At 63.4% G+C, this 25,057-nt stretch carries 27 protein-coding genes; 9 read left to right on the plus strand and 18 right to left on the minus strand.

Annotated elements, in window-relative coordinates:
* Window positions 1–14: 14 nt before the first annotated feature.
* The 6 genes from MJ601_RS06135 to alr all read right to left on the minus strand — a co-directional run bounded on the left by MJ601_RS06135 (window position 15) and on the right by alr (window position 6,989).
* Window positions 15–1,352, minus strand: coding sequence for a PepSY-associated TM helix domain-containing protein (locus tag MJ601_RS06135; protein ID WP_242124412.1), 1,338 nt, complete (start codon window positions 1,350–1,352; stop codon window positions 15–17).
* An 8-nt stretch (window positions 1,353–1,360) separates the two neighbouring features.
* Window positions 1,361–1,930 carry a hypothetical protein gene (locus MJ601_RS06140; protein WP_242124414.1) on the minus strand — a complete coding sequence of 190 codons (570 nt, stop codon included), beginning with the start codon at window positions 1,928–1,930 and terminating at the stop codon, window positions 1,361–1,363.
* 1 nt (window position 1,931) lies between these two features.
* Window positions 1,932–4,037: a TonB-dependent siderophore receptor gene (locus MJ601_RS06145; RefSeq protein ID WP_242124416.1), complete on the minus strand. Its 2,106-nt coding sequence runs from the start codon at window positions 4,035–4,037 to the stop codon at window positions 1,932–1,934.
* A gap of 207 nt (window positions 4,038–4,244) precedes the next feature.
* Window positions 4,245–4,595 (minus strand): RidA family protein, encoded by a 351-nt coding sequence (locus tag MJ601_RS06150; protein ID WP_242124418.1) that lies wholly within the window; start codon window positions 4,593–4,595, stop codon window positions 4,245–4,247.
* Window positions 4,596–4,611: 16 nt separating this feature from the next.
* Window positions 4,612–5,865, minus strand: coding sequence for a D-amino acid dehydrogenase (locus tag MJ601_RS06155; protein ID WP_242124420.1), 1,254 nt, complete (start codon window positions 5,863–5,865; stop codon window positions 4,612–4,614).
* Window positions 5,862–6,989, minus strand: a complete 1,128-nt coding sequence (gene alr / locus MJ601_RS06160) for an alanine racemase (RefSeq protein WP_242124423.1) — start codon at window positions 6,987–6,989, stop codon at window positions 5,862–5,864. Before alr ends, MJ601_RS06155 begins: the two co-directional genes overlap by 4 nt.
* 116 nt (window positions 6,990–7,105) lie before the next feature.
* Here alr and MJ601_RS06165 point away from each other — a divergent pair, with 116 nt between their 5' ends.
* Window positions 7,106–7,576 carry an Lrp/AsnC family transcriptional regulator gene (locus MJ601_RS06165; RefSeq protein WP_242124424.1) on the plus strand — a complete coding sequence of 157 codons (471 nt, stop codon included), beginning with the start codon at window positions 7,106–7,108 and terminating at the stop codon, window positions 7,574–7,576.
* A 137-nt stretch (window positions 7,577–7,713) separates the two neighbouring features.
* Here the strand turns inward: MJ601_RS06165 and MJ601_RS06170 are convergent, their stop codons facing one another.
* Genes MJ601_RS06170 through MJ601_RS06185 form a run of 4 tightly spaced genes read right to left on the minus strand, consistent with a single transcriptional unit; the run spans window position 7,714 to window position 11,897 of the window.
* A complete protein-coding gene (locus tag MJ601_RS06170; protein WP_245405687.1) occupies window positions 7,714–8,448 on the minus strand; it encodes a TIGR02186 family protein in 735 nt (244 codons plus the stop codon).
* A 26-nt stretch (window positions 8,449–8,474) separates the two neighbouring features.
* Window positions 8,475–9,389 (minus strand): sulfite exporter TauE/SafE family protein, encoded by a 915-nt coding sequence (locus tag MJ601_RS06175; protein ID WP_242124428.1) that lies wholly within the window; start codon window positions 9,387–9,389, stop codon window positions 8,475–8,477.
* 49 nt (window positions 9,390–9,438) lie between these two features.
* A complete protein-coding gene (locus MJ601_RS06180; RefSeq protein WP_242124430.1) occupies window positions 9,439–10,503 on the minus strand; it encodes a hypothetical protein in 1,065 nt (354 codons plus the stop codon).
* Entirely contained in the window at window positions 10,500–11,897 is a 1,398-nt protein-coding gene (locus MJ601_RS06185) for a glycosyl transferase family protein (RefSeq protein WP_242124433.1), read from the minus strand. The genes MJ601_RS06180 and MJ601_RS06185 overlap by 4 nt, the downstream gene beginning before the upstream one ends.
* 149 nt (window positions 11,898–12,046) lie before the next feature.
* On the opposite strand from MJ601_RS06185, the gene nhaA reads away from it, so the two are divergent.
* A complete protein-coding gene (gene nhaA, locus MJ601_RS06190; protein ID WP_242124435.1) occupies window positions 12,047–13,240 on the plus strand; it encodes a Na+/H+ antiporter NhaA in 1,194 nt (397 codons plus the stop codon).
* 151 nt (window positions 13,241–13,391) lie between these two features.
* Window positions 13,392–13,571: a hypothetical protein gene (locus tag MJ601_RS06195; RefSeq protein ID WP_242124437.1), complete on the plus strand. Its 180-nt coding sequence runs from the start codon at window positions 13,392–13,394 to the stop codon at window positions 13,569–13,571.
* Window positions 13,572–13,587: 16 nt separating this feature from the next.
* Here the strand turns inward: MJ601_RS06195 and MJ601_RS06200 are convergent, their stop codons facing one another.
* Window positions 13,588–13,986, minus strand: coding sequence for a low affinity iron permease family protein (locus MJ601_RS06200; protein ID WP_242124440.1), 399 nt, complete (start codon window positions 13,984–13,986; stop codon window positions 13,588–13,590).
* Between the two features lie 67 nt (window positions 13,987–14,053).
* Here MJ601_RS06200 and MJ601_RS06205 point away from each other — a divergent pair, with 67 nt between their 5' ends.
* The 4 genes from MJ601_RS06205 to MJ601_RS06220 all read left to right on the plus strand — a co-directional run bounded on the left by MJ601_RS06205 (window position 14,054) and on the right by MJ601_RS06220 (window position 17,524).
* Window positions 14,054–14,386 carry a hypothetical protein gene (locus MJ601_RS06205; protein WP_242124442.1) on the plus strand — a complete coding sequence of 111 codons (333 nt, stop codon included), beginning with the start codon at window positions 14,054–14,056 and terminating at the stop codon, window positions 14,384–14,386.
* A 139-nt stretch (window positions 14,387–14,525) separates the two neighbouring features.
* The gene (sucC, locus tag MJ601_RS06210) at window positions 14,526–15,725 is read left to right on the plus strand and encodes an ADP-forming succinate--CoA ligase subunit beta (RefSeq protein ID WP_242124444.1); all 1,200 of its coding nucleotides are present in this window, start codon (window positions 14,526–14,528) and stop codon (window positions 15,723–15,725) included.
* A 123-nt stretch (window positions 15,726–15,848) separates the two neighbouring features.
* Window positions 15,849–16,598: an electron transfer flavoprotein subunit beta/FixA family protein gene (locus MJ601_RS06215; RefSeq protein ID WP_242124445.1), complete on the plus strand. Its 750-nt coding sequence runs from the start codon at window positions 15,849–15,851 to the stop codon at window positions 16,596–16,598.
* A complete protein-coding gene (locus tag MJ601_RS06220) occupies window positions 16,595–17,524 on the plus strand; it encodes an electron transfer flavoprotein subunit alpha/FixB family protein (protein WP_242124447.1) in 930 nt (309 codons plus the stop codon). The genes MJ601_RS06215 and MJ601_RS06220 overlap by 4 nt, the downstream gene beginning before the upstream one ends.
* A gap of 60 nt (window positions 17,525–17,584) precedes the next feature.
* On the opposite strand, the gene MJ601_RS06225 is transcribed toward MJ601_RS06220, so the two are convergent.
* From MJ601_RS06225 to MJ601_RS06250, 6 genes are all read right to left on the minus strand, one after another.
* Window positions 17,585–17,923, minus strand: coding sequence for a glycine zipper 2TM domain-containing protein (locus MJ601_RS06225; RefSeq protein WP_242124449.1), 339 nt, complete (start codon window positions 17,921–17,923; stop codon window positions 17,585–17,587).
* Between the two features lie 211 nt (window positions 17,924–18,134).
* Window positions 18,135–18,353 carry a hypothetical protein gene (locus MJ601_RS06230; protein WP_242124451.1) on the minus strand — a complete coding sequence of 73 codons (219 nt, stop codon included), beginning with the start codon at window positions 18,351–18,353 and terminating at the stop codon, window positions 18,135–18,137.
* 174 nt (window positions 18,354–18,527) lie between these two features.
* A complete protein-coding gene (locus tag MJ601_RS06235; protein ID WP_242124453.1) occupies window positions 18,528–18,998 on the minus strand; it encodes a hypothetical protein in 471 nt (156 codons plus the stop codon).
* Between the two features lie 319 nt (window positions 18,999–19,317).
* Window positions 19,318–19,548 carry a hypothetical protein gene (locus tag MJ601_RS06240; RefSeq protein WP_242124454.1) on the minus strand — a complete coding sequence of 77 codons (231 nt, stop codon included), beginning with the start codon at window positions 19,546–19,548 and terminating at the stop codon, window positions 19,318–19,320.
* A gap of 69 nt (window positions 19,549–19,617) precedes the next feature.
* Window positions 19,618–19,830 (minus strand): cold-shock protein, encoded by a 213-nt coding sequence (locus tag MJ601_RS06245; protein ID WP_242124456.1) that lies wholly within the window; start codon window positions 19,828–19,830, stop codon window positions 19,618–19,620.
* 169 nt (window positions 19,831–19,999) lie between these two features.
* Window positions 20,000–20,194 carry a hypothetical protein gene (locus MJ601_RS06250; protein ID WP_242124458.1) on the minus strand — a complete coding sequence of 65 codons (195 nt, stop codon included), beginning with the start codon at window positions 20,192–20,194 and terminating at the stop codon, window positions 20,000–20,002.
* 162 nt (window positions 20,195–20,356) lie between these two features.
* On the opposite strand from MJ601_RS06250, the gene MJ601_RS06255 reads away from it, so the two are divergent.
* Window positions 20,357–21,316 carry a hypothetical protein gene (locus tag MJ601_RS06255; RefSeq protein WP_242124460.1) on the plus strand — a complete coding sequence of 320 codons (960 nt, stop codon included), beginning with the start codon at window positions 20,357–20,359 and terminating at the stop codon, window positions 21,314–21,316.
* Complete coding sequence (locus tag MJ601_RS06260; RefSeq protein ID WP_242124462.1) at window positions 21,313–21,942, plus strand: GTP pyrophosphokinase; 630 nt, start codon at window positions 21,313–21,315, stop codon at window positions 21,940–21,942. The genes MJ601_RS06255 and MJ601_RS06260 overlap by 4 nt, the downstream gene beginning before the upstream one ends.
* 1 nt (window position 21,943) lies before the next feature.
* Here MJ601_RS06260 and uvrA read toward each other — a convergent pair whose 3' ends face one another.
* The gene (gene uvrA / locus MJ601_RS06265; protein ID WP_242124464.1) at window positions 21,944–24,859 is read right to left on the minus strand and encodes an excinuclease ABC subunit UvrA; all 2,916 of its coding nucleotides are present in this window, start codon (window positions 24,857–24,859) and stop codon (window positions 21,944–21,946) included.
* Window positions 24,860–25,057 lie beyond the last annotated feature (198 nt).

Genomic DNA, 25,057 nt, shown 5'->3' on the forward strand with positions numbered 1-25,057 from the left:
GCCTGTCCGCCTTTTCAACCGGGCAGCAGCATCGCGGGAAAGAGGGCGGTCAGGCAGGCCGCCAGCGCGATCTGCAAGGCGCGCCGTACCCGGTATCGCTCCGGCAGCGCCACGCTCACCGCCAGCATCAGCGCCAGCGCCGCCCAGAAGATCGCCATGTACGGCGCCTCATTGCCGATACACCGCCGCGCCAGCAGGGTCAGCGCCAGCGCCACGCCGGTCCCCCAGACGATGGCGTTCCAGCCCTGGCGCAACCGTGGCTGGCGATAGCCGCGCCGCTCCCGCTTGCCGAGCCAGATGGAGGTGCCCGTCGCGATCACGACCGTCAGCGCCGTGCCCAGCAGCGCATAGGCGATCTTGACCGCCAGCCCGCCATAATTGCCGAAATGGAGGTTATAGGCCGATGCCGCCACCTGTTGCCCGGCCGCGCCGTCGGACAGCCCGGCATGGCCCCGATAGCGCCCGGCCCGGTCGAACATATAATTTTCGCCATAGATCAGCCGCCGCTGATGCAGGGCCAGGATCTGCACCTGCTGCCCCGCCGTGCCCGGCTCGTGCAGGATGACATAGCTGGGCCGCGCGTCCGGAAACCGGCCGGCCATCACCCGCAGCGCGGTGGCGACGTCGGCCAGCGGCGCGGCCTTGGGATCGGGCCTGCCCTCCGCGCCGAAGATGGGGGCATAGGCCGCCTCCAGATCGCCCTTGTAGAAGCTGCGCGCCAGCCCATAGCCATTGACCGTCGCGAGCCCGATCATCGCCCCGGTCAGCGCCACCGCCAGCGCAAAGGGCAGGGTCCACACGCCCAGCCGGTTGTGCCAGTCGGCCAGCCCGATTCCACCCCTGTCCCTCGCCCGCAACCGGAAGGCGTCGCGGAAGATGCGCGGATGCGCGATCACCCCGGTCAGCGACAGCGCGATCATCATCACCCCCAGCCCGCCGACCAGGGTCAAGCCGACGATGCCGGGAATGTTCAGCGTATAGTGCAGGTTCAGCAGAAATTCGGACCAGCCGTTCAACTCCCGCCCGGCCACATCGCCGCGCTCGTCGAGATGCACCGCCTGATGGTCGGTGGTGACGGTCGTGCGGGGCAGGGCGTCGGTCGGCAGGTGGACATAAAGATGCCCGGTCGCCTTCCTGCCCTTTTCGGCCGCCAGCACATGGGCGATGCCCGCCTGCACCGCTTCGGGCGCGATCCGCGCCATTTCCGGCGCGTCGGGCTGTTCGATCCGCTGCCACTCCTCGTAAAAGACGGTGACGCTTCCGGTCAGGCAGACGATATAGAGCAGGGTGCTCGCCAGCAGGCCGATGGCGGCATGGGCGGAAAGCCCGCGCTGCACCAGGGTCCTCGACATCATCTGGCTCATGACAGCATCCCCCAAAGCGCGCCCGCCCCCAGCGCCGGAAGCAGCAACAGCGTCATCTGCCGCCGCCGCTGCGGCCAGAGCAGCAGCAGCGTCGCCAACAGCGCCCAGAGCACCGGCATCAGGAACAGCGTCAGCACATTGCCATTGGCCTCGCCCATGCCTTCACTCGCCGCCCGCACGGCCAGGCTGACGATCAGCGCGACCGCCATGGCCCCCGGCACGGTCAGGGCGAAGGTCAGCAACCGCCCGCCCAGCCGCAGCGGCTCCCGCCCCTGCGGCAGCATATGCACCCGCCGGTTGGACGCCGCCGCCTTGCCCGGCCGCGCCATCATCCCGGCATGGCCGAGGCAGAGAAAAGCGCCCGTCAACGCCACCAGCGTCACCACCGCCACGCCCCACGCCCCGGCCCCCGCCGCCCCTAGCGCCAGCCCCGCCAGCAGCAACGCCCAGGCCGCCCCGTTCAGCGCAACCGACCGCTTGGGCCGCCCCCAGGAAAGGCGCAGCAGGGCCATGGCACCGCCCGCGCAGGCGGCACCGGCCCAGAGCAAGGTCAGCGGCCCGCCCATGTCAATATTCGAAACGCAACGTGCCCATCACGCTGCGCGGCGCGGCATAATAGGCCTGCCCCCACATCAGGCTGCTCAGATATTTCGTGTCGGTCACATTGCGCACATTGACGCTGGCCTTCAGCCGGTCGAGCAGCCTGACGCTGGCCATCAGGTCCAGCACGGCATAGTCCTTCTGCCGGATGACGACGTCACGGCCCAAGCCGGTATCGGTGGTGCTGACGTCGCTCTGCCAGCGCAATTGCGCGCCCAGCTTCAGGTCGCGAAACTCCGGGATCGCATAGGTGGTGGCCAGTTTCAGCGACTGGCGCGGCAGATACGTCCGGGCGCGGTTGCCGTCCTGATCCTCGATCTTCAGGCCGGTATAGCCGCCGCTCACCGACCAGCGATCCGTGACCATCCCGGTCATCTCGATCTCGAATCCCCTGGCGGTGGTGTCGACGCCGGCATAATAGACGTCGCCCACCGGACCCGGATCGCCCGCGCCGAACACGCCCGCCCGCTCGGCCAGATTCTTCTGCCGCGCGCGGAAGACCGCCGCGCTGGCATAGAGGCGCTTGTCGAACCATTCGCTCTTGATCCCGCCCTCGACGCTGGTGCCCCTGGCGGGGTCGAGCCGGCGGTTGTTGAAGTCCGCCTTGTCCTGCGGATTGTAGATGCCGGTATAGCTGGCATAGAGGCTGATATTGGCCGTCGCGTCGAACACCAGGCCCAGATAGGGGCTGACCTTGCTGTCCTTGCGATACTGGTCGGTCCCATAGGAGGAGCCGGTGGTCTTGAGCCAGAAGATGCTGGCCCCGGCGACGGCCTTCAACCTGTCGCTCAGATTGGCGTGCAGCGCGCCATAGGCCCGGGTCAGCCGGTCGGTCACATCTTCCTCCAGCGTTTCCGCCGCGAAGTCCGGTTCGGTCAGCGTCGTCCGGTTGAACGCCCATTGCGAAACGGCGGGATAGGTGACGGTGTCGAGGCCGCTCTGCTGATATTCATAACCATCGGTCTTGCCGGTGGACAGGCCGAAGGCGAGCTGATGCTCGCGCCCGAACAGGGTGACCGGGCCGGAGGCGTAGAAATCGCCCAGATACTGGTCGAAGGGTGAGCGGTATCGGCCCGCCATGCCGGCGATGCCGACGCCCGTCGCCGCATCGGGATAGCCATAGGCGTAGAGCAGTTCGGCACTGGAATCGCGATGATTATAGGTAAAGCGCCCGCGCGCGTTCCAGCCATTGCCGAACGCATAGGCCAGCTCCGCCCAGGCGCTCTGGTCGGTGACATTCCAATAGGTCCAGTCGGCCGAGGTGCTGGCCGATCGCGGATAGGCGATCCGGCCGCCATTGCTGTCGAGCAGCGGCAACGCCCCCCACAGCACGCCGTCCGCATCATTGTCCTGCCGCGTGTAACCGGCGCTCGCCTTCAACCGCGGCGTGATCTCCCAATCGACCATGGCGCCATAGACGTTGCGGTTGACATGATTGTAGCGAAGCCAGCTGTCCCGGTCCTCATGCGCGAAGATCAGCCGCGCCGACACGGTGCCGGACGCATTGACCGGCCCGGATATGTCGGCCTCCACCCGCTTCTGGTTCCAGCTTCCCAGCATGGCGGATGCGGATGCATGAAAATCCTGGGTCGGCTTCTTGCGCACATAGTTGATCGTGGCCGACGGGTTGCCCACGCCGGTCATGATCGCATTGGCGCCGCGAATGGCCTCGACATTTTCGAACAGGGCGGTGTCGAGATCGCCGAACTGGATGCCCCAGCGCAGCGGCAGGCCGATGCCGTCGACCTGGAAATTGGTGATGTCGAAGCCGCGCGCATTATAATAGGTGCGGTCGGTCTCGACCCGCTCGACATTGATGCCGACCGTCTGGGCGAGCAGGTCGTTGACATTGGTGAGCGCGAAATCCTCGATCCGTTCGCGATCGATGACCGTCAGCGACTGGGGCGTTTCCCGCAGCGTCAGCGCAAGGCCCGTGGCCGACGCATTCTGATCCGTAACCGCGCCCGTGACGATGATATTGTCGGCCTCCGCGACCGTATCGGCATGGGCGGGCAAGGCCCAGCAGGCCGCAAGCGTGGAAGAAAGCAGAGCGGTACGGAACGCGATTGACATGATGGGAAGCCCTTTTGGTCGTCCGGTGAACGATGGAGCCGGGGCTTATTGCTCATAATAATGCGAGTCAATCGCAAATCATAATTTCGCCTTTCCTTTCCGCTATTTCCGCACTTCCACCGCCGCGGCCGCCAAAAAAGGCTCGGACGGCGCAGCCGCCGGATGGCCCTATCCCTTACAGGAAACACGCCATCCGGCGGCGGGTCGTCACTTGGCCCTGGCGGCGGTGACGATGATCTCGACCTTGTAATCTGGGCTGGCCAGTTTCGCTTCGCCGGTCGCGCGGGCCGGGGCCTCCGCGTCCGCGATCCATGCGTCCCAGACCGCGTTCATCTCGGCGAAATCGGCCATGTCCGCCAGCCAGATCTGCGCCATCAGCATATGGTTCCTGCTGCTGCCGCTGCGCTCCAGCAGCGCGTCGATCTCGGCCAGCACGGCCTGGGTCTGCACGGTGACGCTCTCGCCCGGCGTCCCGACCTGCCCCGCCAGATAGATGGTGTCGCCATGGATGACGGCCTGGCTCATGCGCGGGCCACGGTCGATGCGGGTGATGGTCATGAAAATACTCCTTGGTTCAAGAATAGCGGCTGATGGCGAGGTCCGCGGTTTCGATCGCCGGTTTCCGCCCGCCGATGATGTCCGCGATCACATGCCCCGACCCGCAGGCCATGGTCCACCCCAATGTGCCATGCCCCGTGTTGAGGAAGAGGTTGGGGATCTTCGTCGCCCCGATGACCGGCGTGCTGTCCGGCGTCATCGGCCGCAGCCCCGACCAGAAGCTCGCCCGCGCCAGATCGCCGGCGCCCGGAAACAGCGATCCCACCGAATATTCCAGCGTATCCCGCCGCGCCTGGGGCAGCCCCTTCGAATAGCCGGACAGTTCCGCCATGCCGCCCACGCGGATACGGTCGCCCAGCCGCGTGATCGCCACCTTGTAGCTTTCGTCGAGCAGGGTCGACACCGGCGCGCGGCCTTGCTCGACGATCGGCACGGTGATCGAATAGCCCTTCACCGGGTAGACCGGCAGCCTGATCCCCAGCGGCGCCAGCAGCAGCGGCGAATAGCTGCCCATCGCCACCAGCCAGGCGTCGGCATGGACATGGCCCTTGTCGGTTTCGACATGGCTGATCCGCCCGCCCTGTTCGACGATCCGCCCGATCGTCCGCCCATGGAGGAAAGTCACGCCCTTCGCCTTGGCCATCCCGGCGAGAGCATTGGTGAATTTGAAACAGTCCCCCGTCTCGTCATTGGGCAGGCGCAGGCCCCCGGCAAGCGGCACGCCGCTGCCCGCCAGTCCCGGTTCGGCGGCGATGCAGCCCGCCGCGTCCAGCACTTCGAAGGGCACGCCGTCCGCCTCCAGCACGGCAATGTCCTTGGCGATGCCGTCGAGCTGCTTCTGCTCGCGGAACAGCTGCAACGTGCCCTGCGATCGTTCGTCATAGCTGATGCCGGTCTCGCGCCGCAGGTCGATCAGCCGGTCGCGGCTATATTCGGCCAGCCGCACCATCCGGCTCTTGTTGATCGCATAGTCCCGCGCATTGCAGTTGCCCAGCATCGCCACCAGCCAGCGCAGCATGGCCATGTCCATCTGCGGCCGCAGGATCAGCGGGGCGTGCTTCATGAACAGCCAGCGCAGCGCCTTCATCGGTATCCCCGGCGCCGCCCAGGGGGAGGCATAGCCGGGTGAAATCTCGCCTGCATTGGCGAAGCTGGTTTCCAGCGCGGGGCCCTCCTGGCGGTCGATGACGGTCACCTCATGGCCCGCCTCGGCCAGATACCAGGCGGATGTGACGCCGATCACACCGCTGCCGAGAATGGCGACCTTCATGCCGTGATGCTCCGCTTGTGCGGGACGGCCGCCGCCCGGACGTCCCGGTGATAGCGCTGCCCCAATTGGGTCAATATTTCGTAGGAAATGGTGCCGGCGTCGGCCGCGACGTCGTCGATCGTCTGGTGCGGGCCGATCAGTTCCACCGGCGCGCCCGGATAAAGGAAAATGTCGGGCACGTCGGTCACGTCCAGCGTGATGCTGTCCATCGACACCCGCCCGACGATGGGAACCCTTATGCCTTCGATAAAGGCTGACCCCACATTGCCCAGATGCCGCGGCCAGCCATCGGCATAGCCCACCGGAATGGTCGCGATCTGCGTCGGCCGGTCGCAGCGGTGGGTCAGGCCATAGCCGACGCCCGCACCCGCCGGGATGTTGCGCAGCTGGGTGATCCGCGCCTCCAGCGCCACGACCGCCCGCACCGGATTGGGCGCACGCTGCGGCGCCCCGCCATAGAGCGCGATCCCGGCGCGCACCATGTCGAAATGATCGCGGGCCAGGAAGGCGCCGCCGCTATTGTCCAGCGCGCGGGGCACATCGGGGAAATGGCTGGCGAACCGTTCGAAATGGGCGCGCTGTTCCGCGTTGAATCCCGCATCGGGATCGTCCGCGCAGGCCAGGTGGCTCATGATGAGTTTCAGCTCGATGCCGTCCAGCCGCTCGCGTTCGGCGATCAGCATGGCGGCTTCCTCTGGCGGCAGGCCCAGCCGCGCCATGCCGCTGTCCACCTGAAGCGCGGCGGGCAGGCGCCGCCCCGATGTCCGCGCCAGCGCCGCCCAGCGGGCGATCTGGTCGAGCGAGTTCAGCACCGGTATGGCGCCGATCGCCGCGCAATCGGCTTCCGCGCCCGGTTGCAGTCCGTTGAGGACGAACAGCGCGACCCCCTCGCGCAGCGCGGGTTTCAACGCCACCGCCTCGCCCAGCAATGCGACGCAGAAATGGCGGCAGCCCGCATCCATCAGCGTGGCGGCGACATGCTCCCCGCCCAGCCCATAGCCGTCGGCCTTGACCACCCCGGCCACCGTCGCGGGCGCGACCTGGCGCTGGATGATCCGGTAATTGTCGGCGAGCGCGTCCAGATCGATGCGCAGCACGGCTCCGGCGGTATCAATGGACTGCATGGCGCCCCCTTTCGGCAGGATGCTATCGCACCATCTTGCGAATAGGCTCCCATATGTTCGAAGGATCGACTAATATGGGCGAATATTCGGACGATACTCCGCAGGAAATGCAATAAATGTCAGAATCGCTCGACGCCGTGGACCGCTCGATCATCCGCCTGCTGCGCCTCAATGCGCGCCGCCCCAATTCGGAGATCGCGGCCGAGGTCGGCCTGTCGCCTTCGGCCTGCCATCGGCGCATCCGCCTACTGGAGGATGCGGGCGTCATTCGCGGCTACACCATCGTCACCGCGCCGATCGAGCATGAGGGGCGCGCCGTGGACGTTCTGGTGCAGGTGACGCTGGACCGGCAGACCGAGGATTATCTGGCCCGTTTCGAACATGCGGTGCGGCAATGCCCGGAAATCCGCGAATGCTTCCTGATGACGGGCGGGGTCGACTACTGGCTGCGCGTCCAGACCGAAAGCGTCGCCGCCTATGAGGCGATCCACAGCGAAATCCTCTCGCGCATGCCCGGCGTCACCCGCATCAACAGCAGCATCGCCATGCGCGACGCCCTCCGCCCGCGAAAGGCGGCGCGGCGCTGAACGATTTCGCTGTCCTACAGCGCACCGGCCCGGCTATGCCGATACCGGCTCTTTGACAGGCGAAACCCAAATAGGAAATCGCGGAAAACGGCCCTTTCCAGTGCCTCTATCGTGTCACCTATGTCACCCAAACGGCTTCAGATCCGCCGCGCGATCGCTCCGGCAGCCCAGCCCATGCCGACCGCCAGCAGGATCGCGGCCAAGCCATAGAGGAAGGGCCATTGCAGGGCGGCGACGGCCATGAAGCGTTCGAAGCCGGACTTGCGGATGGTGATGTCGCGCACCGCCGCCGCCACCACGCGGCCGTCCTGCACCAGGAAGGTCTCCGCCGTATAATCGCCCACGATCACCCGCGCCGACAGCGGCAGCCGCGCCCGGTAAAGCACGCCGTCAGTGATCTCCACCGTGCCCTGCTGCTCGACATAGAGCCCGGCGCGTTCCCGCAAGTCGATCAGCCCTTTCTGGAACCGGTCCAGTTCCGCGCTGTCGTTGAGCGAGGAGGGGGAGAGTTGGAGCTTGTCCACGCCCATTTCATAGATGGCCGCCGTCCGCTCATCGACCACCTTGTCGATCGGCCGGGAGGAGGCGATGGCATAGAAGCTGGGCGCCGACCGGAAGCGCGCGCTGTCGGCATTGACCCATATGCCCGCCACCTTCTGCTTTTCGCGCATGGTGATCGACTGGTCGGGGCCCTTCAGCACGACCATGATGTCGGCCGGTTTCTTCGGCCGCCGCCCGTCGGGATAGACGATCGCGCCGAACAGCAGCAGGTCCGCGCCGGTGAAGCTGTACTGGATCTCGACGTCGCGCTGCGACACGTCGGGCACCAGCATCGGCTCGTCCGCCCCGATCAGCATGGGCGCCAGCAGCATCAGGGCAGGAAGGAGGGCGAGGCGCTTCACCGGACCTCGACCGTGTAGATTTCGTCGGGCCGGAACCCCAGGCCCAGCGCCATGCGCGCCGCCACCAGCAGCACGATCGCGGCCAGCAGGATGCGCAGATATTCCGGCCGGATGGTCATCGAGATCCGCGTCCCCACCTGCGCACCGGTGACGCTGCCGATCAGCAGCAGCATCGCCAGCACCAGATCGACCGCATGGGTGGTCATGGCGTGCATCATCGTCGTCGCCATGGTCACGAACAGGATCTGGAACAGCGACGTGCCGACCACCGACTGGGTCGTCATGCCGAGCAGATAAAGCATCGCCGGGACCAGGATGAATCCGCCGCCCACGCCCAGCAGCATGGTCAGGATGCCCGTCGCCATGCCCAGCAGCAGGGGCGCCAGCGGCGAGATATACAGCCCGGACCGATAGAAGCGCCAGCGCATCGGCAGCGCGGCGACCAGCGGATGATGCCGCCGCTTGCGCGCCTGGATGCGCTTGCCGGTCCTGAGCGCGATCAGGGCCTGGATCGATTCCTTTGCCATCAGCGACCCGATCCCGCCCAGCATCAGCACATAGAGGATGCCGATCACCGTATCGATCTGGCCGATGCTTTGCAGCAGCCGGAAAATCAGCACGCCCAGCCCCGCGCCGATCACGCCGCCCGCGATCAGCACGCCGCCCATGCGGAAATCGACCGTGCCGCGCGACATGTGCGTCACCACGCCCGACACACTCGCGCCCGTCACCTGGCTGGCCGCCGAAGCGGCCGCGACCGTCGGCGGAATGCCGTAGAAAATCAGCAGCGGCGTTGTCAGAAACCCGCCGCCCACCCCGAACATGCCCGACAGCAGGCCCACCACGCCGCCCAGGGCAATGATGACCAGCGCATTCACCGACAGGTTGGCGATGGGCAGATAGAGATCCATGCGGTTCTTGGGTTAAGCCCAATGCGCAAAGAGATAAAGGCGCTCTCCCTTAAAAATACGCGCCCAGGGTTACGGCAAGGCCGGAGGAAGGCGAGGCGGCACCGGCAACGCGTTCGCGCCATTCCACCGCCAATCGGCTGGCGACCGGCGCGGTGGGAAGCCGGATTTGCAGTTCCGGCCCGATATCCAGCCGGCTGACCCGGGGCTGGGCGCCGCCCGAGAGGCTGGCGCCGAGCCGTACCGGCGCACTTCCGACCGGAGACAGCAGCGATATCTTGCCGTCGACGAAAAGGTCGCGCGACCGGAAACCGACCATCCCGCTCTGCGCATAGGCTTCAATCTCCAGCGCGGGGGCGACGTTCGTGGGGCCGAAGCCGCCCACCGCCATCAGCGCATTGGCGTTGCGGCCCCCCTGGCCGAGCGCGATCCGACGTTCGGCGGCCAGGCTCACGGGAAAGCTGCGCGCCGGTTGCCAGGAAAGGCCGATGGCTGCCTCTGGCGATACCGGCTGGTTCAGCGCGGCGCTGGCGCGGGCATAGACGGTGGACCGGCTGCGCGCTCGCGGCGTCAGGTCGAAGTCGACCCGCAACCCGGCCTGGGAGCCCCCCAACCGGCCTCCTGCAATGGCATCGGCCTGCGTCGCGCTGCCGTCGCGCCAGAGCAGCCACGCACTGCCATGCCAGCGCCGGGCAGCTTCTGGAGAGGACAAAGCGAGAGGCAGGGCCGGTGGTGGGCTCGGAAGGGAGGGCTGGGCAGCCTGTTCAGCCGGAGCCTCGACGGCTTGAGCAAAAGGCGAAGAAGGCGGCGCGTGGCTCGTGGAGGTTTCAGCAGGGAGCGGTGGGCGCAGCACCGATGGCCGCGATCTCCTGCGTTCCGGCAGGCGCGCGAATGCCGCCGGCGGGAATGACATGATTTCACGAAACTCCGCATTGTCCGGAAAGGAGGTTTCCGCCATCGGCGCACTTGGCCGGTCATGGGCATAGGTCGGCTGTTTGGCTTCATCTGCAGCCTCTACCCCCCCATGGTCCATGTAGATAAAGCGGACGGCGACCCAGCCCGCCATGACCAGCGCGAAAAAGCGGATCGGCCTTCCGCTCGCTGCTGCCGCCGTCATGCGGTTTGCTCCAGCTGCGGGAAGCGATGCTGCGTTTTGTCCCATGTCAACGGCTTGCCGGTCAGCGACCTGAGATACAGAAACATCGCCCTGCGGGCGGCCATCATGGCAATGAAATTGCCGATGATCGTTCGGGGTATGGAGGTCAGGCCATGCGCCCAGCCATAGCTGTGCCCCACGAAAACCGCGCGCATCGCCATTCGCCAGATCATGAAGCCGAAATTCAGCCACAGGAGTGGCTCGATCGTTGGAGAAGGTCGAATGCGGTGCGAAAGTCCGAAGACGCCGGATATCAACAACACGCCCCACAGCAGCAACGTCAGATAGGCCGTGAACAGGACCAATGCGGCCATCGCAGCGCGGCGGTCGCGAACCCGCATCCACCATTCGGCGGGACCGCCCTGCCAGCCCATCCGGTCCCATCCGGCCAGCGAAATGCCGACCATCCAGCGCGCCTTTTGCCTCACCGCGGCATCCAGACTGTCCGGGAAATATTCGCGGGTCGCGACGAGTCCGCCGTCTCCATCGCGCATCCGGACGAATATACCGCGTCCACCCATGTTCCGGATGCGAAGCCCCACTTCATAATCCTCGGTCAGCGATCCGGGGTCGAAGGGGCCGCCATTTCTGTCGTCGACCAGACGCTCCAATATTTGCCGTTCGAACGCACAGGCGACGCCGGCCGACGGCATGGAAGCGCCCATGGCTTCCCGCACGGTAAGCGCCTTTCCGTGACTTTCGGAAAATTCATCACAATAATGATCGGCAATGGCTCTGGACCACCAATGGCCTTGGCCTGGCAGCGGCAGCACCGGCAACTGGACGAGTTGAAAACGGTCCATCATGACGTCGAAGAGGCGGATTTCATCGCGATGCACCACATCTTCGGCGTCGTGAAGAAGAATGGCCTTGTGGCTTGTCCCGGTTCGCGCTTCCTCCCTCAGCATGGCGCGCCATATGACGTTCAGGCAATCCGCTTTGGTGGTCGGCCCTTCCTGCTCGTTGACGCACAGGATCAGCCTTTCGTCACCGGCGGCCAGGAGAGCAACGGCATCCAGCGTCGCCTGGTCATTGGGATAAAGGCCAACAAAAATCCGGTAATCGCCATGCTCCCATTGCGCCAGCGCGTTGCGAAGCATCGGCCCGATCACTTCGGCTTCGCGCCATGCAGGAATGAAGATGGCGATCCGCCCCGGCCGGACGGAGGCAGGCAAGCTATCTGTCGTCATCCGCGGAAAGCGGGAGTAAATGGCAAGGCGCCGCCACCAACGCCGGCACAAGAACACCATGTCCAAAAGGAGATCGTCCATACCGCCGATCGCCAGGCCAACCACAGCGAAAAGCAAAAGCTCGTGCTGAACTCTTGCCGTTGCGGCAATCAAAATTTCCCCCATTATTCAACGTCCTCCGTCCCCGAAGACTCACATGGCAGGAAAAAGGCGCCGTTTCAAATATCTTGATAATGGCATCATTATTTGGCCGCCCATTGGACCATGGAAGAAATTTTCCTAGGGAATGTCCGGTATTTAAGGAGCAGTCGATCATGTTCACCCGCCCGCCATCGGCGCTGCGCGATTTCCTGACCGGCGAAGCAGGTGGCGGGGTCCTGTTGATGGCTGCTGCTGCGGCCGCCATGGTGCTGGCCAATATGCCGGGCGATGTCGGGCATCTGTACCATGCGCTGGTTCATGCGGAAATCGGCCCCGAACTGACACCCAAGCTGGGGCCGATGACCGTCCATCTATGGATCAATGACGGGTTGATGGCGATTTTCTTCCTGCTGGTCGGGTTGGAGATCAAGCGTGAGCTTGCGGACGGCGAGCTTTCGAGCTGGCGCCGGCGCCGCCTTCCTTTCATCGCGGCGGCGGCGGGGATGATTGTACCGGCCGGCGTCTATCTTGCCGTTACGGCGGCCAAGCCGGGACTTTCCGGCGGCTGGGCCGTTCCGGCCGCGACCGATATCGCCTTCGCCATCGGTGTGATGGCACTTCTGGGCAGCCGGGTTCCTGCGTCGCTCAAGCTCATGCTGACGGCCATTGCGATCGTGGACGACATGGGTGCGGTGGCCATCATAGCCATGGCCTATACCCAAGGCATCAACATGGCGGCGCTAGTTGCAGCGCTCGCGATCCTTCTGCTGATGATCGGTCTCAACCGATATGGCGTCAGGCTGCTGTGGCCTTATCTGCTGGGTTTTTTTGCCTTATGGTATTTCGTCCTGCTTTCCGGCGTTCATGCGACCGTGGCAGGTGTGCTGACGGCCATGACCGTTCCGATCAAGGAACGTGCTGAGTCCCTCGAAGAGGTTGGTCCGTTGCATCGGCTGGAACAGGCCGTGCATCCGTGGAGCGCCTATCTGATTGTTCCGCTGTTCGGTTTTGTGAATGCGGGGGTTCTGCTCAATGCGGAAGCGCTTGGAAATCTTCTGACGCCTCTCCCCCTGGGTGTGGCGGCCGGGCTCTTTTTCGGAAAGCAGGTGGGTATTTTCAGCGGAATCTGGCTGGCTGTCCGCTCGGGTTTCGCCGAACGTCCGTCAGGGGCGAGCTGGACGCAAATATATGGAACCGCGCTGCTTTGCGGCATCGGTTTCACGATGAGTCTTTTCATCGGAGCACTTGCCTTTCCCCATTCTTCCGCGCTGGTCGAGCAGGCGAAGATCGGCATAATCGCCGGTTCGCTGCTTTCAGCGATCGCGGGCTACGGCCTGTTGCGGATTGCAGGGCGCAGGACTGTGTGAGTTCATTATCCGACAGGCCGACCCCCTGCTGCGCCGGGCCGAATCGCCTGGCTGGCGGGGCAATGCTATTCTGAATGTAGCCAGCAAGAGCGACTCGCACGATGTGCGAACCCACCAATCTCTTTCAGCGAGCAGGTTAGGAGGGCCGGATATGATCGGGGAGATGGATGTCAACTATCTGCTGCATCGACAGCAAGTGGCGTTGATCCGCGCACAGATGAGCCGGTCACGCAAAGGGCGTGAAGCTTATGAAGGTCTGGCGCGCGGCTATACGGATCAGATTGACGCGTATCGCCGCGAAAATGAAAGGCTGGTCAATCTGGCCCATTAGCAAGGACTGATGGCGTTTATCGCCGTTGGATCAGGCTTTCGATGGATCGGCGATGCCCTGCATCGTCACCGCATTCCTTCTCCAGAACCGCCTTGATCCGCTCCAGTTCCGTTTCCGTCAGATGTTCGATCCCGATAAATTCATTCCGGGCGGCTGACGCGGCGCGGATCAGTTCGTCAAGCTTTGCCTGGATGGCCGAGCCATCCCGATTTTGCGCATTCTGGATCAGGAAGACCATCAGGAAGGTGACGATCGTCGTGCTGGTATTGATGATCAGCTGCCAGGTGTCGGAATAATGGAAGATCGGACCGGTCACGATCCAGGCCAAAATGACAAGCACAGCCAGGATGAAGGCTGCAGGCTGTCCTGCCCAGTTCGCCACCCGGTGAGAGAAGGCTCCGAAAATCCTGTCCATCGATATCGTCTCCAGCGTCCGCTGCGCATTTAGCTTGCGTTCAGCCTATGACTGCCATGAAGGTTCGATGACCACCATCCCTCTTCGCGTGCTCGCCGTTGGATTGAGCGCCTCCCTTCTCCTGTCGGCCTGTGCGACCGTTTCACCCGAATCGCGTTTGCGGGCCGGGCTGATGGATGCGGGAATTTCGCCCCGCATGTCGGCCTGCATGGCCGAAAAGATGGTCGATCGGCTTAGTCTGGCGCAACTGCATAGACTCCAGTCGCTTGTCTCGCTCCGCAAGTCTCACATGGGCGACATGACCGTCGACCGTTTCCTTTACAAGGTGCGCGCACTGGACGATCCGGAGATATTCACCGTCACCAGCAAAGCTGCCATCATCTGCGCCATCGACCGCTGATTTTGCAATAAGATGGGAATGGACTTCGTGCGAGTTTTGCAATTTTGCAAAGTCGTTTTGCGAAATTCGCTGGTGTTGCCGCTTCGCCTGTGCTTATCCGCTGAACATCAAGTTTCAGCGGAAAGGACGGGCGAGCCCCATGAACATCCACGAATATCAGGCGAAGGAACTGCTGGCTAAGTACGGGGCGCCGATCGCCGCCGGTTACGCCGCTTTCTCCGTCGAGGAAGCTGTCGAAGCCGCCAAGAAGCTGCCTGGGCCGCTCTATGTCGTGAAGTCGCAGATCCATGCCGGTGGCCGCGGCAAGGGCAAGTTCAAGGAGCTCGGCCCCGATGCGAAGGGCGGCGTTCGCCTGGCCTTCAACCTGGATGAAGTGAAGGCGCATGCCGCCGACATGCTCGGCAATACGCTCGTCACCATCCAGACCGGCGAAGCGGGCAAGCAGGTCAATCGCCTCTACATCACCGATGGCGCCGACATCGCCAAGGAATTCTACCTTGCCCTGCTGGTCGATCGTACCACCAGCCGCGTGGCCTTCGTCGTGTCGACCGAGGGGGGCATGGACATCGAGGAAGTCGCCCACTCGACGCCTGAGAAGATCCACACCTTCGCCGTCGATCCGGCTGCCGGTTTCCAGCCGCACCATGGCCGCACCGTTGCTGCCGCACTGGGCCTTTCCGGCGACCAGGCGAAGCAGGCCGCCAAGGTGGCACAGTCGCTCTACGACGCATTCCTGGCGACCGACGCCTCCCAGATCGAGATCAACCCGCTGGCGTTGACCGAGCAGGGCAACCTGCTGGTGCTGGACGCCAAGGTCGGTTTCGACGGCAATGCCATGTTCCGTCACAAGGATATCGCTGAACTGCGCGACCTGACCGAGGAAGATCCGGCGGAAGTCGAAGCGTCGGAATTCGACCTCGCCTATATCAAGCTGGACGGCAATATCGGTTGCATGGTGAACGGCGCGGGCCTGGCGATGGCGACCATGGACATCATCAAGCTGAACGGCGAATTCCCCGCCAACTTCCTGGACGTCGGTGGCGGCGCCAACAAGGAAAAGGTGACCGCGGCCTTCAAGATCATTCTGAAGGACCCGGCGGTGAAGGGCATTCTCGTCAACATCTTCGGCGGCATCATGAAGTGCGACATTATTGCCGATGGCATCGTCGCGGCCGCCAAGGAAGTGAACCTGTCGGTTCCGCTGGTCGTGCGCCTGGAAGGCACGAACGTCCAGCAGGGCAAGGACATTCTGGCTGCTTCGGGCCTGGCCATCGTCCCGGCGGACGATCTGGGCGACGCAGCCAAGAAGATCGTGGCGGAAGTGAGGAAGGCGGCCTGACGCAGCTTTTCGCCTGAACAAGACACCAGGGGTGCGGGTGGTCCGGGAACGGGCTGCCCGCGCCCCGCGTCCGCATTGGCTTTCGCGTTGCGGACCTGGCGTGAATAAACGGAGGATGTGCAGATGAAGATCCTTGTGCCCGTGAAGCGGGTGATTGACTATAATGTGAAGCCGCGGGTGAAGGCGGATGGGACGGGCGTCGATCTGGCGAACGTCAAGATGAGCATGAACCCGTTCGATGAGATCGCGGTCGAGGAAGCCATCCGCCTCAAGGAAAAGGGCGTGGCGACCGAGGTCGTGGCGGTGTCGATCGGCGTCGCCAAGGCGCAGGAAACGCTTCGCACCGCGCTCGCCATGGGCGCGGACCGGGCGATCCTGATCCAGACCGACGATGAAGTGGAGCCGCTCGGCGTCGCCAAGCTGCTCGCCAAGGTGCAGGAAGAGGAAGGCGCTGGCCTCATCATCCTGGGCAAGCAGGCGATCGACGACGACAGCAACCAGACCGGCCAGATGCTTGCCGCGCTGCTGGGCCTGCCGCAGGGCACCTTCGCCAGCAAGGTCGAGGTCGAGGGCGACAAGGTCAGCGTGACCCGCGAAGTCGATGGCGGTCTGGAAACGGTGAAGCTCAATGTTCCCGCGATCGTCACCACCGACCTTCGCCTCAACGAACCGCGCTATGCCTCGCTGCCGAACATTATGAAGGCGAAGAGCAAGCCGCTCGCGACCAAGGCGCCCGCCGATTATGGCGTGGACATAGCGCCGCGCCTCACGACCCTGAAGGTCACCGAACCCGCCAAGCGTTCGGCTGGCGTCAAGGTTGCCGATGTCGATGAACTGGTTGCCAAGCTCAAGGCCATGGGAGTTGCCGCATGAAGACGCTTGTCTGGGTTGAACATGAGGGCGGCGCCGTCAAGGACGCGACCCTTTCCGCCGTCACCGCCGCTGGCAAGCTGGGCGAGGTGCATCTGCTGGTCGCCGGTTCCGGCGTCGGCGGCGTGGCCGAGGAAGCCGCGAAGATCGCGGGCGTGGGCAAGGTCCATGTCGCCGATGACGCCGCTTTCGGCCATGCGCTGCCTGAGAATATCGCGCCGCTGATCGTCGAGCTGATGGGCAGCCATGACGCGTTCGTCTCGCCCGCCACCAGCAACGGCAAGAATATCGCGCCGCGCGTTGCCGCCCTGCTCGACGTGATGCAGATCAGCGACATCCTGTCGGTCGAGAGCGCGGATACCTTCACCCGTCCGATCTATGCCGGCAACGCGATCGCGACGGTGCAGAGCAAGGACGCCAAGAAGGTCATCACCGTTCGCGGTACCGCCTTCGAAAAGGCGGCCAAGGAAGGTGGTTCGGGTACGGTGGAGGCTGTTGCCTCGACCGGCGACAAGGGCATCTCCTCCTTCGTCGGCGCCGAGATCGCCAAGCTGGAGCGTCCGGAGCTGACCTCGGCCAAGATCATCGTGTCGGGCGGCCGCGCACTCAAGGACGGGCCGACCTTCGAGGAGGTCATCTTCCCGCTGGCGGACAAGCTGGGCGCTGCGGTCGGCGCGAGCCGCGCTGCGGTCGACGCGGGCTATGTTCCCAACGACTATCAGGTCGGCCAGACCGGCAAGATCGTGGCGCCGGAAGTCTATATCGCGGTCGGCATTTCCGGCGCGATCCAGCATCTGGCGGGGATGAAGGACAGCAAGACCATCGTCGCCATCAACAAGGACGAGGATGCCCCGATCTTCCAGGTCGCGGACATCGGCCTGGTCGGCGATCTGTTCAAGGTCGTGCCGGAGCTCGTCGGAAAGCTTTGATCCGGTTGCCCGTGTGGGCTTGGAGGGAGGGCGCGGACTTCATGTCCGCGCCCTTTTTCGTCACTCGCAGCGTATGTTGCTCTTGTCGATGGCGCGGCCCGCGAGGGCGCCGCCTGCGCCGCCCAGGATGGTGCCGAGCGTCTTCGAGCCGCCGGGAGCTATGATATTGCCGAGCACGCCCCCCGCGATGGCGCCGACGATCGTGCCGGTGGTGCCGTCGTCGCGCTTGCAATAATAGCGGCCGTCACTGTCGCGATAGATATAGTCATTTTCGCCGATGGGACGGCCGGAATAGCCGGGGCCGGGCCGCGACGGGCGGTCATAGCCGCCATAGCCGTCGGACATGCAGGCCGTCAGCGGCATGGCGAGCAATGCAGCCGCCAAAAGAGGGGTGCGCATGGTATCACTCTCCTTATTATCGGCCCCCTGCGTGGGAATAACCCTTTCGGGGGACGGAAGTTGCGCGGACATTAGTCTGCCCGCCGCGGCATCCTAAAGGGGGAAAGGCGCCGGGCGGGCAGTGGAAGCCAGCGGCGAGAGGGAAGCCGCCGCTGGAAAGGATGGGACAGGCGAGCGCGAAGTGCGCCCGGCTGTCCGGATGGCGGGAGGATCAGGAGACCAGGGGCGCGGACGGGCTATTGGCCGTGGTCGCCGAAACCGCCGCCGGGCTGGCCGTGGAGGCGCCCTCATTCCTGCGGTCTTCCAGATCGGACTTGGCCTGGTTGTAGCGGGCGACGAGATCGTCCTTGAATTCGGTCAGCTTGCCTTCGTCATAGAGCTTCTTGCCGACATAACCGGCGATCGCGCCGAAAATCAGGGTGCGGATCATGGGGTTTGGCTCCTTGTTCCGGGATGTTCGTGATGGACTTTCGGGGGGGATAACTGGCGACGGGCGGGCAAGGTTCCGGGCACCTTGGAGGTAAGCGACGAGGCGAGGGGCGGGGGCGATGTAAGGGACCAGGGTGACATAGGTGACACGATAGCGGTGGTTCGCGACGCAAGTTCAGCGGGGGTGGGGCGGGCGGCCGACAGGGTGCGGGTTTGGCGTGGTGCGGCCGGAACGGGCGCGGTTTTCGGCGCGCATCCGTGCGGCATGATGGGAGCGGACCTCGTAGAAGCCGCGCAGATGGGCGTCGGTTTCCGCCTGCTGCGTGGCGAGGCGGTCGCGGCCCTCCCGCGTTTCGTTCAGCCGGTCGGTCTGCTGCTGCGCCTCCTGATGGTCGAGGGGGCCTTTTTCCACATAGTCGAGCAGCGCTTCCCAACTGTCGAGCAGGCATTCGCGGCGCAGCGGATGGCGGCCGATGCGGGCGGGATTGGCCAGCAGGAACATGGTGAGCCGCTCGTCGAAGCGGGTGCGGGTGCCGACCTGCTCCCCCTTGAAGAAGACCGGTTCCTCCGTGCCGTTGAGGGCGCGGTCCAGCGCGGCGTGGGCAAGCTGTTGCAGGCCGAATTCCAGCGCGGCTTCCCAGGCCATGTCGAAGGCCTCGCCGGAAAGGCGGGCGCGCAGCGATAGGCCGACTGGCGGGACATGCCGACGCTGGCGGCGGCGTTCTTGACGGAGCCGCTTTCGGCCAGCGCATCGAGGAAGCGGGTCATTTTCGGCCGCGTCCAGATATTATGGCGGCGGCCGACGGCCTCGACCTCCTGCGGGGTCAGTTGCTCGACGGGCTTGGGCAGGCCGAGCGGAAAGCCGTCCTCGGCGCGGTTGTCGGGATGCTCGACATAGGGTTCGTCTGTCATGGCCGTCCTCCTCCATGGTCCCGCGATGCGCGGGAGAGGACAGGACAGATATGCTATTGCGGGGTCTGTAGGACAGCGGGATTTTTCATGCCCGCGCCGGGGTCCGCTCCGGCGGCGGCGGCTTCGCGGCGGGCGCGGCTGCGGTCGGCCAGTTCCTGCCGCGCGGCCATGGCGAGGAAGGCGGCTTCCGAGCGGAGGCAGCGGTCGCGGACATTGTCGAGGGTCGAGGCGTCCGCTTCGCTGCGGGCCTGGGCGGCGAGGGCGCGATAATCGGGATGGTTCATGGGATGCTCCTGCGCGGGGAGGGGCGGGCGCCAGGGGGTGGCGCCCGGCCGGAGCCTGTTCGCGCCGCCTTATTCGGCGTGCTGGAGGTTCACCGCCGCCGTCTTGCCGCGGCGGTCCTGCTCCAGATCATAGGAGACGCGGTCCTTTTCGCGCAGCGTGGCGAAGCCGGCGCGCTCCACGGCGGTGATGTGGACGAAGGCGTCCGGGCTGCCGTCATCGGGAGCGATGAAGCCATAGCCCTTGTCGGCGTTGAAGAATTTGACGGTTCCGACGATGCTCATTGGGTATTTTCCTTCTTTCACGCGGCGCGTCCAGCGTGGACGGTCCGGTTGCTAGAGGGGCAGGGAAAGAAGGAGTTGGGTGCCGCAAAGCGCCGAAGACCGTCGATTTGCGACTGTAGCAAGGGGGATATGGGGGTTGGGACGGGAAATTGCAAGGCGGTGGGACGGTTCACCAGTTGCCGCCAGCATCCTTGATGGCCTTGAGGAGGGCCTTCTTGCTGGGCGTGCGGCGGGTGCCGCTGTTGCGGGGCAGGTCGGCGTCGGTGATGCCGAGTTCGGCGCGGCGGCGCGCGAGATCGGCCGCAAAGCTCTTGAAGGCGATGCGGCGGCCGGGCCAGTTTTCAGTTTTGTCAGTTGCGTACATCTTGTGCTTATAGCCAATCAAATGAAATAATACGCATTTGTTGTCAATTAATCATTGCTTTTGCGTCCCTAACGAGCTTTCCTAATGAGAAGGGAGGGCATCAAATTGCCGATTGAAAGGGCTTACGCTTATCTTATTCATCCGGGTAAGGGTGTTTCAGACATGGCAGCCATCTCTGGCAGAGAATTGGCCATTAGTGATGGTAGCTTATTTGAGATGCTCAATGAGATATTTCAAGGCGACCCTCGTCCCCAAGATTTCGATATCACGTTCAATCCGGATGTGGAGGGTTCGCAGACGAATAAATGTCGTGATCTTCTGATCGGCTTTCAAGAAAGTCCTACATTGGAACGCGGAGCATTACTTGCTGATCGTCTCCAGAAGGTGACCGATAACAGAAGTGGAATTGGCTTGCTCTTTCTTCTTCACGGCAAGCAGGGCTTAAAAGAAAGAGTTGTCGTATCGCGGTTCCCAACGGATCAAGCGATCCTTGCAGAAGTTGATTCTGATGGCCTGGCGGTCGAATTTCTAGAGCAAGTTTTTATTAAGCGGCTCTCTGCTTACAAGGCGCTGATGTTAGAGCATGGCAGTCCGCGCGACGGCTTTTGGAGTGGGGTCGCCACGGATCGGCAGGCAGGGCGTTCTGGCGAGCATATTTCAGAATATTGGTTGCGGGATTTCTTAAATGCCGATTTCACTGAAACTCCTGCCGCTGGGACAAAGCGTTTAGCTGCTGCTTTGAAAAAGGCAATCAAGATCAATCCTAACCTCGATGTGAAAGGTCAAATAGCTTCTGCCAGTTCGCTTGCACCCACTGCCTTCGACGGAAAAACAATCAGCATAGATGATTTTTGTAACCACTTTGGCTTTAATCAAAGTGCGAAGGATACGATTAAAAGTCAGTTATCTAAACCGGGACTATTCTTGAAGAAATTCAAATTTGATCCAGCTGAGTTTAAAAAAATTGCGCCATACAGAACGGTGGAGTTGAATACCGGTGCTATATTGACTGCACCAAATGACGAGTTCGAAGAGGTTTTTACAGCCGTCTCGTCGGCTGATGGGCAAGTGGAATATACGACGCGGGGCCGCGTAAATGACCAGCGGCTAGCAAAGAAATGACAATAAGCAATGATGTCCGGCCGTCATACGAGGCACGTTATCCAACGCTCGAGTTGGTTGCTCAAGGTCTTGAAAATCACTTGCGAGATATGTTGAGTGAATTGCCTAGAATTGATGCAATAAATTCACGTGCGAAATCGATTGATAGATTTGTTTTAAAGTCTAAAAAAATAAATGATGATGGTAGTTTAAAATACAAAAACCCTCTTTTCCAAATTCAGGATCAAATAGGAGCAAGAATAAACGTATTTTATCTTTCTGACGTCGATGTGGTGAAAAATCACGTATCTAAGTATATGAAATATATTGAGATACAGGACAAATTTCCAGAAAGTGATTCAGAATTTGGTTATTTCGGATTGCATTTCATTTTTAAAATTCCAGAAGATGCAATCCCAGATAGTGTAGAGGTGGATTCTGTACCGGAATTTTTTGAACTTCAAATTAAAACACTTTTCCAGCACGCTTGGTCTGAAGCTCATCACGATCTCGGATATAAATCCGTTCGACCTCTTACCTCGGATGAGAAAAGACGAGTGGCATTCACCGCTGCCCAAGCTTGGGGAGCGGATAAGATTTTTGAAGAACTAGCGAAGGATTTATGTTCTAACGACAATAGTCCTTAATTCATTCCGCCGCCACAGCCTCCATCCCCAATAACGGTGCCAGATAACGCCCGGTAAAGCTCCGGGCGTTCTTCGCGACCTTTTCCGGCGTGCCTTCGGCGACGACTTCGCCGCCCTTGACGCCACCCTCCGGTCCCATGTCGATAATCCAGTCGGCGGTCTTGATGACATCCAGATTATGCTCGATCACGACCACGCTGTTGCCCTGTTCGACGAGGGCGTGGAGGACTTCGAGCAGTTTGCGGACGTCCTCGAAGTGGAGGCCGGTGGTGGGTTCGTCCAATATGTAGAGCGTGTTGCCGGTGGCTCTGCGCGAGAGTTCCTTGGCGAGCTTGACGCGCTGGGCTTCGCCGCCGGAGAGGGTCGTGGCCTGCTGGCCGACCTTGATATAGCCCAGGCCCACTTCGGCCAGCATCGCCATCTTGTCGCGGATCGGGGGGACGGCCTTGAAGAATTCCACCGCGTCCTCGACCGTCATGTCGAGCACGTCGGCGATGCTGTGGCCCTTGAACTTCACCTCCAGCGTCTCGCGATTGTAGCGGGCGCCGTGGCAGACGTCGCAGGTCACATAGACGTCGGGGAGGAAGTGCATCTCGATCTTGAGCACGCCGTCGCCCTGGCAGGCTTCGCAGCGGCCGCCCTTGACGTTGAAGGAGAAGCGGCCGGGCTTGTAGCCGCGCGCCTGGCTTTCGGGCAGGCCCGCGAACCAGTCGCGGATGTTGGTGAAGGCGCCGGTATAGGTGGCCGGGTTGGAGCGCGGGGTGCGGCCGATGGGCGACTGGTCGATGTCGATCACCTTGTCGCAATGTTCGAGGCCCGTCACCTTGTCATGCGGGCCCGCGACGATGCGGGCGCCGTTGAGGGCGCGGGCGGACGCCGCATAGAGGGTGTCGATGGTGAAGCTGGACTTGCCCGAACCCGACACGCCGGTGATGCAGGTGAAGGTGCCGAGCGGGATGCTGGCGGTGACGCCGCGGAGGTTGTTGGCGCGGGCATTGTGGACGGTGAGCTTCTTGCCCGATCCCTTGCGGCGCTTGGTGGGGACTTCGATGCGGCGGGTGCCGTTCAGATAATCGGCGGTCAGGCTGTCCTTGTGGGCGAGGAGCTGGTTGAGGTCGCCCTGGGCGACGATGGTGCCGCCATGGACGCCCGCGCCCGGCCCCATGTCGACGATATAGTCGGCAGTGCGGATCGCATCCTCGTCATGCTCCACGACGATGACGGTGTTGCCGAGGTCGCGCAGACGTTTCAGGGTGATGAGCAGCCGGTCGTTGTCGCGCTGGTGCAGGCCGATGGAGGGTTCATCGAGGACGTAGAGGACGCCTGAGAGGCCGCTGCCGATCTGGGAGGCGAGGCGGATGCGCTGGGACTCGCCGCCCGACAGGGTGCCGCTGGTGCGGTCCAGGTTCAGATAGTCGAGGCCGACATTGTTGAGGAAGCCCAAGCGCTCCACGATTTCCTTGAGGATGGCGCGGGCGATCTGGTTCTGCTGCTCGTTGAGGTGGGCGGGGAGGCTCTGGAAGAAGGCGAGCGCGTCCACGACCGAGCGGCGGGTGGAGATGCTGATGTCTTCCCCCGCGATCCTGACGGCGAGCGCTTCGGGCTTGAGGCGGGCGCCGTGGCAGGTCTCGCAGGGCATGGCGGTCTGATATTTGCTCAGTTCCTCGCGCATCCAGGCGGATTCGGTCTGGAGCAGGCGGCGGTTCAGGTTGCCGATCACGCCCTCGAAGGGTTTCTTGACCTCGTAGCTCTTCCTGCCGTCGACGAAGCGCAGGGTGACGGGCTTGCCGGCGGTGCCGTGGAGGATGACGAGCTTCACCTCGCCGGGCAGGTCGGCCCAGGGGGTTTCGAGGGAGAAGCCGAATTCCTTCGCGAGGGAGCCGAGCACCTGCATATAATAGGGGCTGGGCGGGTTGGACTTGGCCCAGGGGACGATGGCGCCCTTCTTGAGGGAGAGGGCTTCGTTGGGGACGACCAGTTCGGGGTCGAACTCCTGCCGTTCGCCCAGGCCGTCGCAGGCGGGGCAGGCGCCCTGCGGGGCGTTGAAGGAGAAGAGGCGGGGCTCGATCTCCGCTATGGTGAAGCCGCTGACGGGGCAGGCGAACTTCTCGCTGAAGACGATGCGGTTGGCAGGGATGCCCGCGCCCTTGAGGTTGCCGGTGGATTCGGCTTCCTCTTCGCGGCCGGGGACGGCGCCGTCGGCGAGGTCGACATAGGCGAGGCCGTCGGCGAGCTTCAGCGCCTGTTCGAAGCTGTCGGCGAGGCGGGTGGACATGTCCGCGTTGACGGCGAGGCGGTCCACGACGACTTCGATATCATGCTTGTATTTCTTGTCGAGGGCGGGGGCATCCTCGATCGCGTAGAGCTCTCCGTCGATGCGGACGCGGGTGAAGCCGGCCTTCTGCCATTCCGCCAGTTCCTTGCGATATTCGCCCTTGCGGCCGCGCACGACGGGGGCGAGGAGGTAGAAGCGGGTGCCTTCGGGAAGCTGCATCACGCGGTCGACCATCTGGCTGACCGTCTGGGCGCTGATGGGGAGGCCGGTGGCGGGGCTGTAGGGGATGCCGACGCGCGCCCAGAGGAGGCGCATATAGTCGTAGATCTCCGTCACCGTGGCGACGGTGGAGCGGGGATTGCGGCTGGTCGTCTTCTGCTCGATGGAGATGGCGGGGGAGAGGCCCTCTATATGCTCGACATCGGGCTTCTGCATCATCTCCAGGAACTGGCGGGCATAGGCGGAGAGCGACTCCACATAGCGGCGCTGCCCCTCGGCATAGATGGTGTCGAAGGCGAGGGACGACTTGCCCGATCCGGACAGGCCGGTGATGACGATCAGGCTGTCGCGCGGGAGGTCGACGTCGACGCCCTTGAGATTATGCTCGCGGGCGCCGCGGACGGAAATCGTGGTGAGACTCATGAGGGCGTGTTGTTCCAGATTTGTTCTTCGAGGGCAAGGCCCGGCCCGGCGCCATGGGCGCGCTGTTGGCGAGGGGCTTCCCGCGTGAGCCACAATTTGGCAATGAAAAGCCGAAAGGCAACGCCGCTCCCCCGAAAAAAATGCCGCGATGCTCCTCCGGCCGCGCTCCGGTCGTTTCGGTTCCGGCAATTTCCGGCG

Source organism: Sphingobium trunci, assembly GCF_022664535.1.
Classification (GTDB): Bacteria; Pseudomonadota; Alphaproteobacteria; order Sphingomonadales; family Sphingomonadaceae; genus Sphingobium.

What these genes read in the sequence shown, in the direction of transcription:
- MJ601_RS06215 (WP_242124445.1), top strand. Translation starts at nt 15,849, where the DNA reads ATGAAGATCCTTGTGCCCGTGAAGCGGGTGATTGACTATAATGTGAAG.
- MJ601_RS06185 (WP_242124433.1), bottom strand. Translation starts at nt 11,897, where the DNA reads ATGGGGGAAATTTTGATTGCCGCAACGGCAAGAGTTCAGCACGAGCTT.
- MJ601_RS06155 (WP_242124420.1), bottom strand. Translation starts at nt 5,865, where the DNA reads ATGAAGGTCGCCATTCTCGGCAGCGGTGTGATCGGCGTCACATCCGCC.
- MJ601_RS06180 (WP_242124430.1), bottom strand. Translation starts at nt 10,503, where the DNA reads ATGACGGCGGCAGCAGCGAGCGGAAGGCCGATCCGCTTTTTCGCGCTG.
- alr (WP_242124423.1), bottom strand. Translation starts at nt 6,989, where the DNA reads ATGCAGTCCATTGATACCGCCGGAGCCGTGCTGCGCATCGATCTGGAC.
- MJ601_RS06175 (WP_242124428.1), bottom strand. Translation starts at nt 9,389, where the DNA reads ATGGATCTCTATCTGCCCATCGCCAACCTGTCGGTGAATGCGCTGGTC.
- uvrA (WP_242124464.1), bottom strand. Translation starts at nt 24,859, where the DNA reads ATGAGTCTCACCACGATTTCCGTCCGCGGCGCCCGCGAGCATAATCTC.
- MJ601_RS06245 (WP_242124456.1), bottom strand. Translation starts at nt 19,830, where the DNA reads ATGAGCATCGTCGGAACCGTCAAATTCTTCAACGCCGACAAGGGCTAT.
- MJ601_RS06200 (WP_242124440.1), bottom strand. Translation starts at nt 13,986, where the DNA reads ATGGACAGGATTTTCGGAGCCTTCTCTCACCGGGTGGCGAACTGGGCA.
- MJ601_RS06250 (WP_242124458.1), bottom strand. Translation starts at nt 20,194, where the DNA reads ATGTACGCAACTGACAAAACTGAAAACTGGCCCGGCCGCCGCATCGCC.
- MJ601_RS06205 (WP_242124442.1), top strand. Translation starts at nt 14,054, where the DNA reads ATGACCACCATCCCTCTTCGCGTGCTCGCCGTTGGATTGAGCGCCTCC.
- MJ601_RS06230 (WP_242124451.1), bottom strand. Translation starts at nt 18,353, where the DNA reads ATGATCCGCACCCTGATTTTCGGCGCGATCGCCGGTTATGTCGGCAAG.
- MJ601_RS06165 (WP_242124424.1), top strand. Translation starts at nt 7,106, where the DNA reads ATGTCAGAATCGCTCGACGCCGTGGACCGCTCGATCATCCGCCTGCTG.
- sucC (WP_242124444.1), top strand. Translation starts at nt 14,526, where the DNA reads ATGAACATCCACGAATATCAGGCGAAGGAACTGCTGGCTAAGTACGGG.
- MJ601_RS06260 (WP_242124462.1), top strand. Translation starts at nt 21,313, where the DNA reads ATGACAATAAGCAATGATGTCCGGCCGTCATACGAGGCACGTTATCCA.
- MJ601_RS06135 (WP_242124412.1), bottom strand. Translation starts at nt 1,352, where the DNA reads ATGTCGAGGACCCTGGTGCAGCGCGGGCTTTCCGCCCATGCCGCCATC.
- MJ601_RS06145 (WP_242124416.1), bottom strand. Translation starts at nt 4,037, where the DNA reads ATGTCAATCGCGTTCCGTACCGCTCTGCTTTCTTCCACGCTTGCGGCC.
- MJ601_RS06150 (WP_242124418.1), bottom strand. Translation starts at nt 4,595, where the DNA reads ATGACCATCACCCGCATCGACCGTGGCCCGCGCATGAGCCAGGCCGTC.
- MJ601_RS06220 (WP_242124447.1), top strand. Translation starts at nt 16,595, where the DNA reads ATGAAGACGCTTGTCTGGGTTGAACATGAGGGCGGCGCCGTCAAGGAC.
- MJ601_RS06140 (WP_242124414.1), bottom strand. Translation starts at nt 1,930, where the DNA reads ATGGGCGGGCCGCTGACCTTGCTCTGGGCCGGTGCCGCCTGCGCGGGC.
- MJ601_RS06255 (WP_242124460.1), top strand. Translation starts at nt 20,357, where the DNA reads ATGGCAGCCATCTCTGGCAGAGAATTGGCCATTAGTGATGGTAGCTTA.
- nhaA (WP_242124435.1), top strand. Translation starts at nt 12,047, where the DNA reads ATGTTCACCCGCCCGCCATCGGCGCTGCGCGATTTCCTGACCGGCGAA.
- MJ601_RS06235 (WP_242124453.1), bottom strand. Translation starts at nt 18,998, where the DNA reads ATGGCCTGGGAAGCCGCGCTGGAATTCGGCCTGCAACAGCTTGCCCAC.
- MJ601_RS06225 (WP_242124449.1), bottom strand. Translation starts at nt 17,923, where the DNA reads ATGCGCACCCCTCTTTTGGCGGCTGCATTGCTCGCCATGCCGCTGACG.
- MJ601_RS06195 (WP_242124437.1), top strand. Translation starts at nt 13,392, where the DNA reads ATGATCGGGGAGATGGATGTCAACTATCTGCTGCATCGACAGCAAGTG.
- MJ601_RS06240 (WP_242124454.1), bottom strand. Translation starts at nt 19,548, where the DNA reads ATGAACCATCCCGATTATCGCGCCCTCGCCGCCCAGGCCCGCAGCGAA.
- MJ601_RS06170 (WP_245405687.1), bottom strand. Translation starts at nt 8,448, where the DNA reads ATGCTGCTGGCGCCCATGCTGATCGGGGCGGACGAGCCGATGCTGGTG.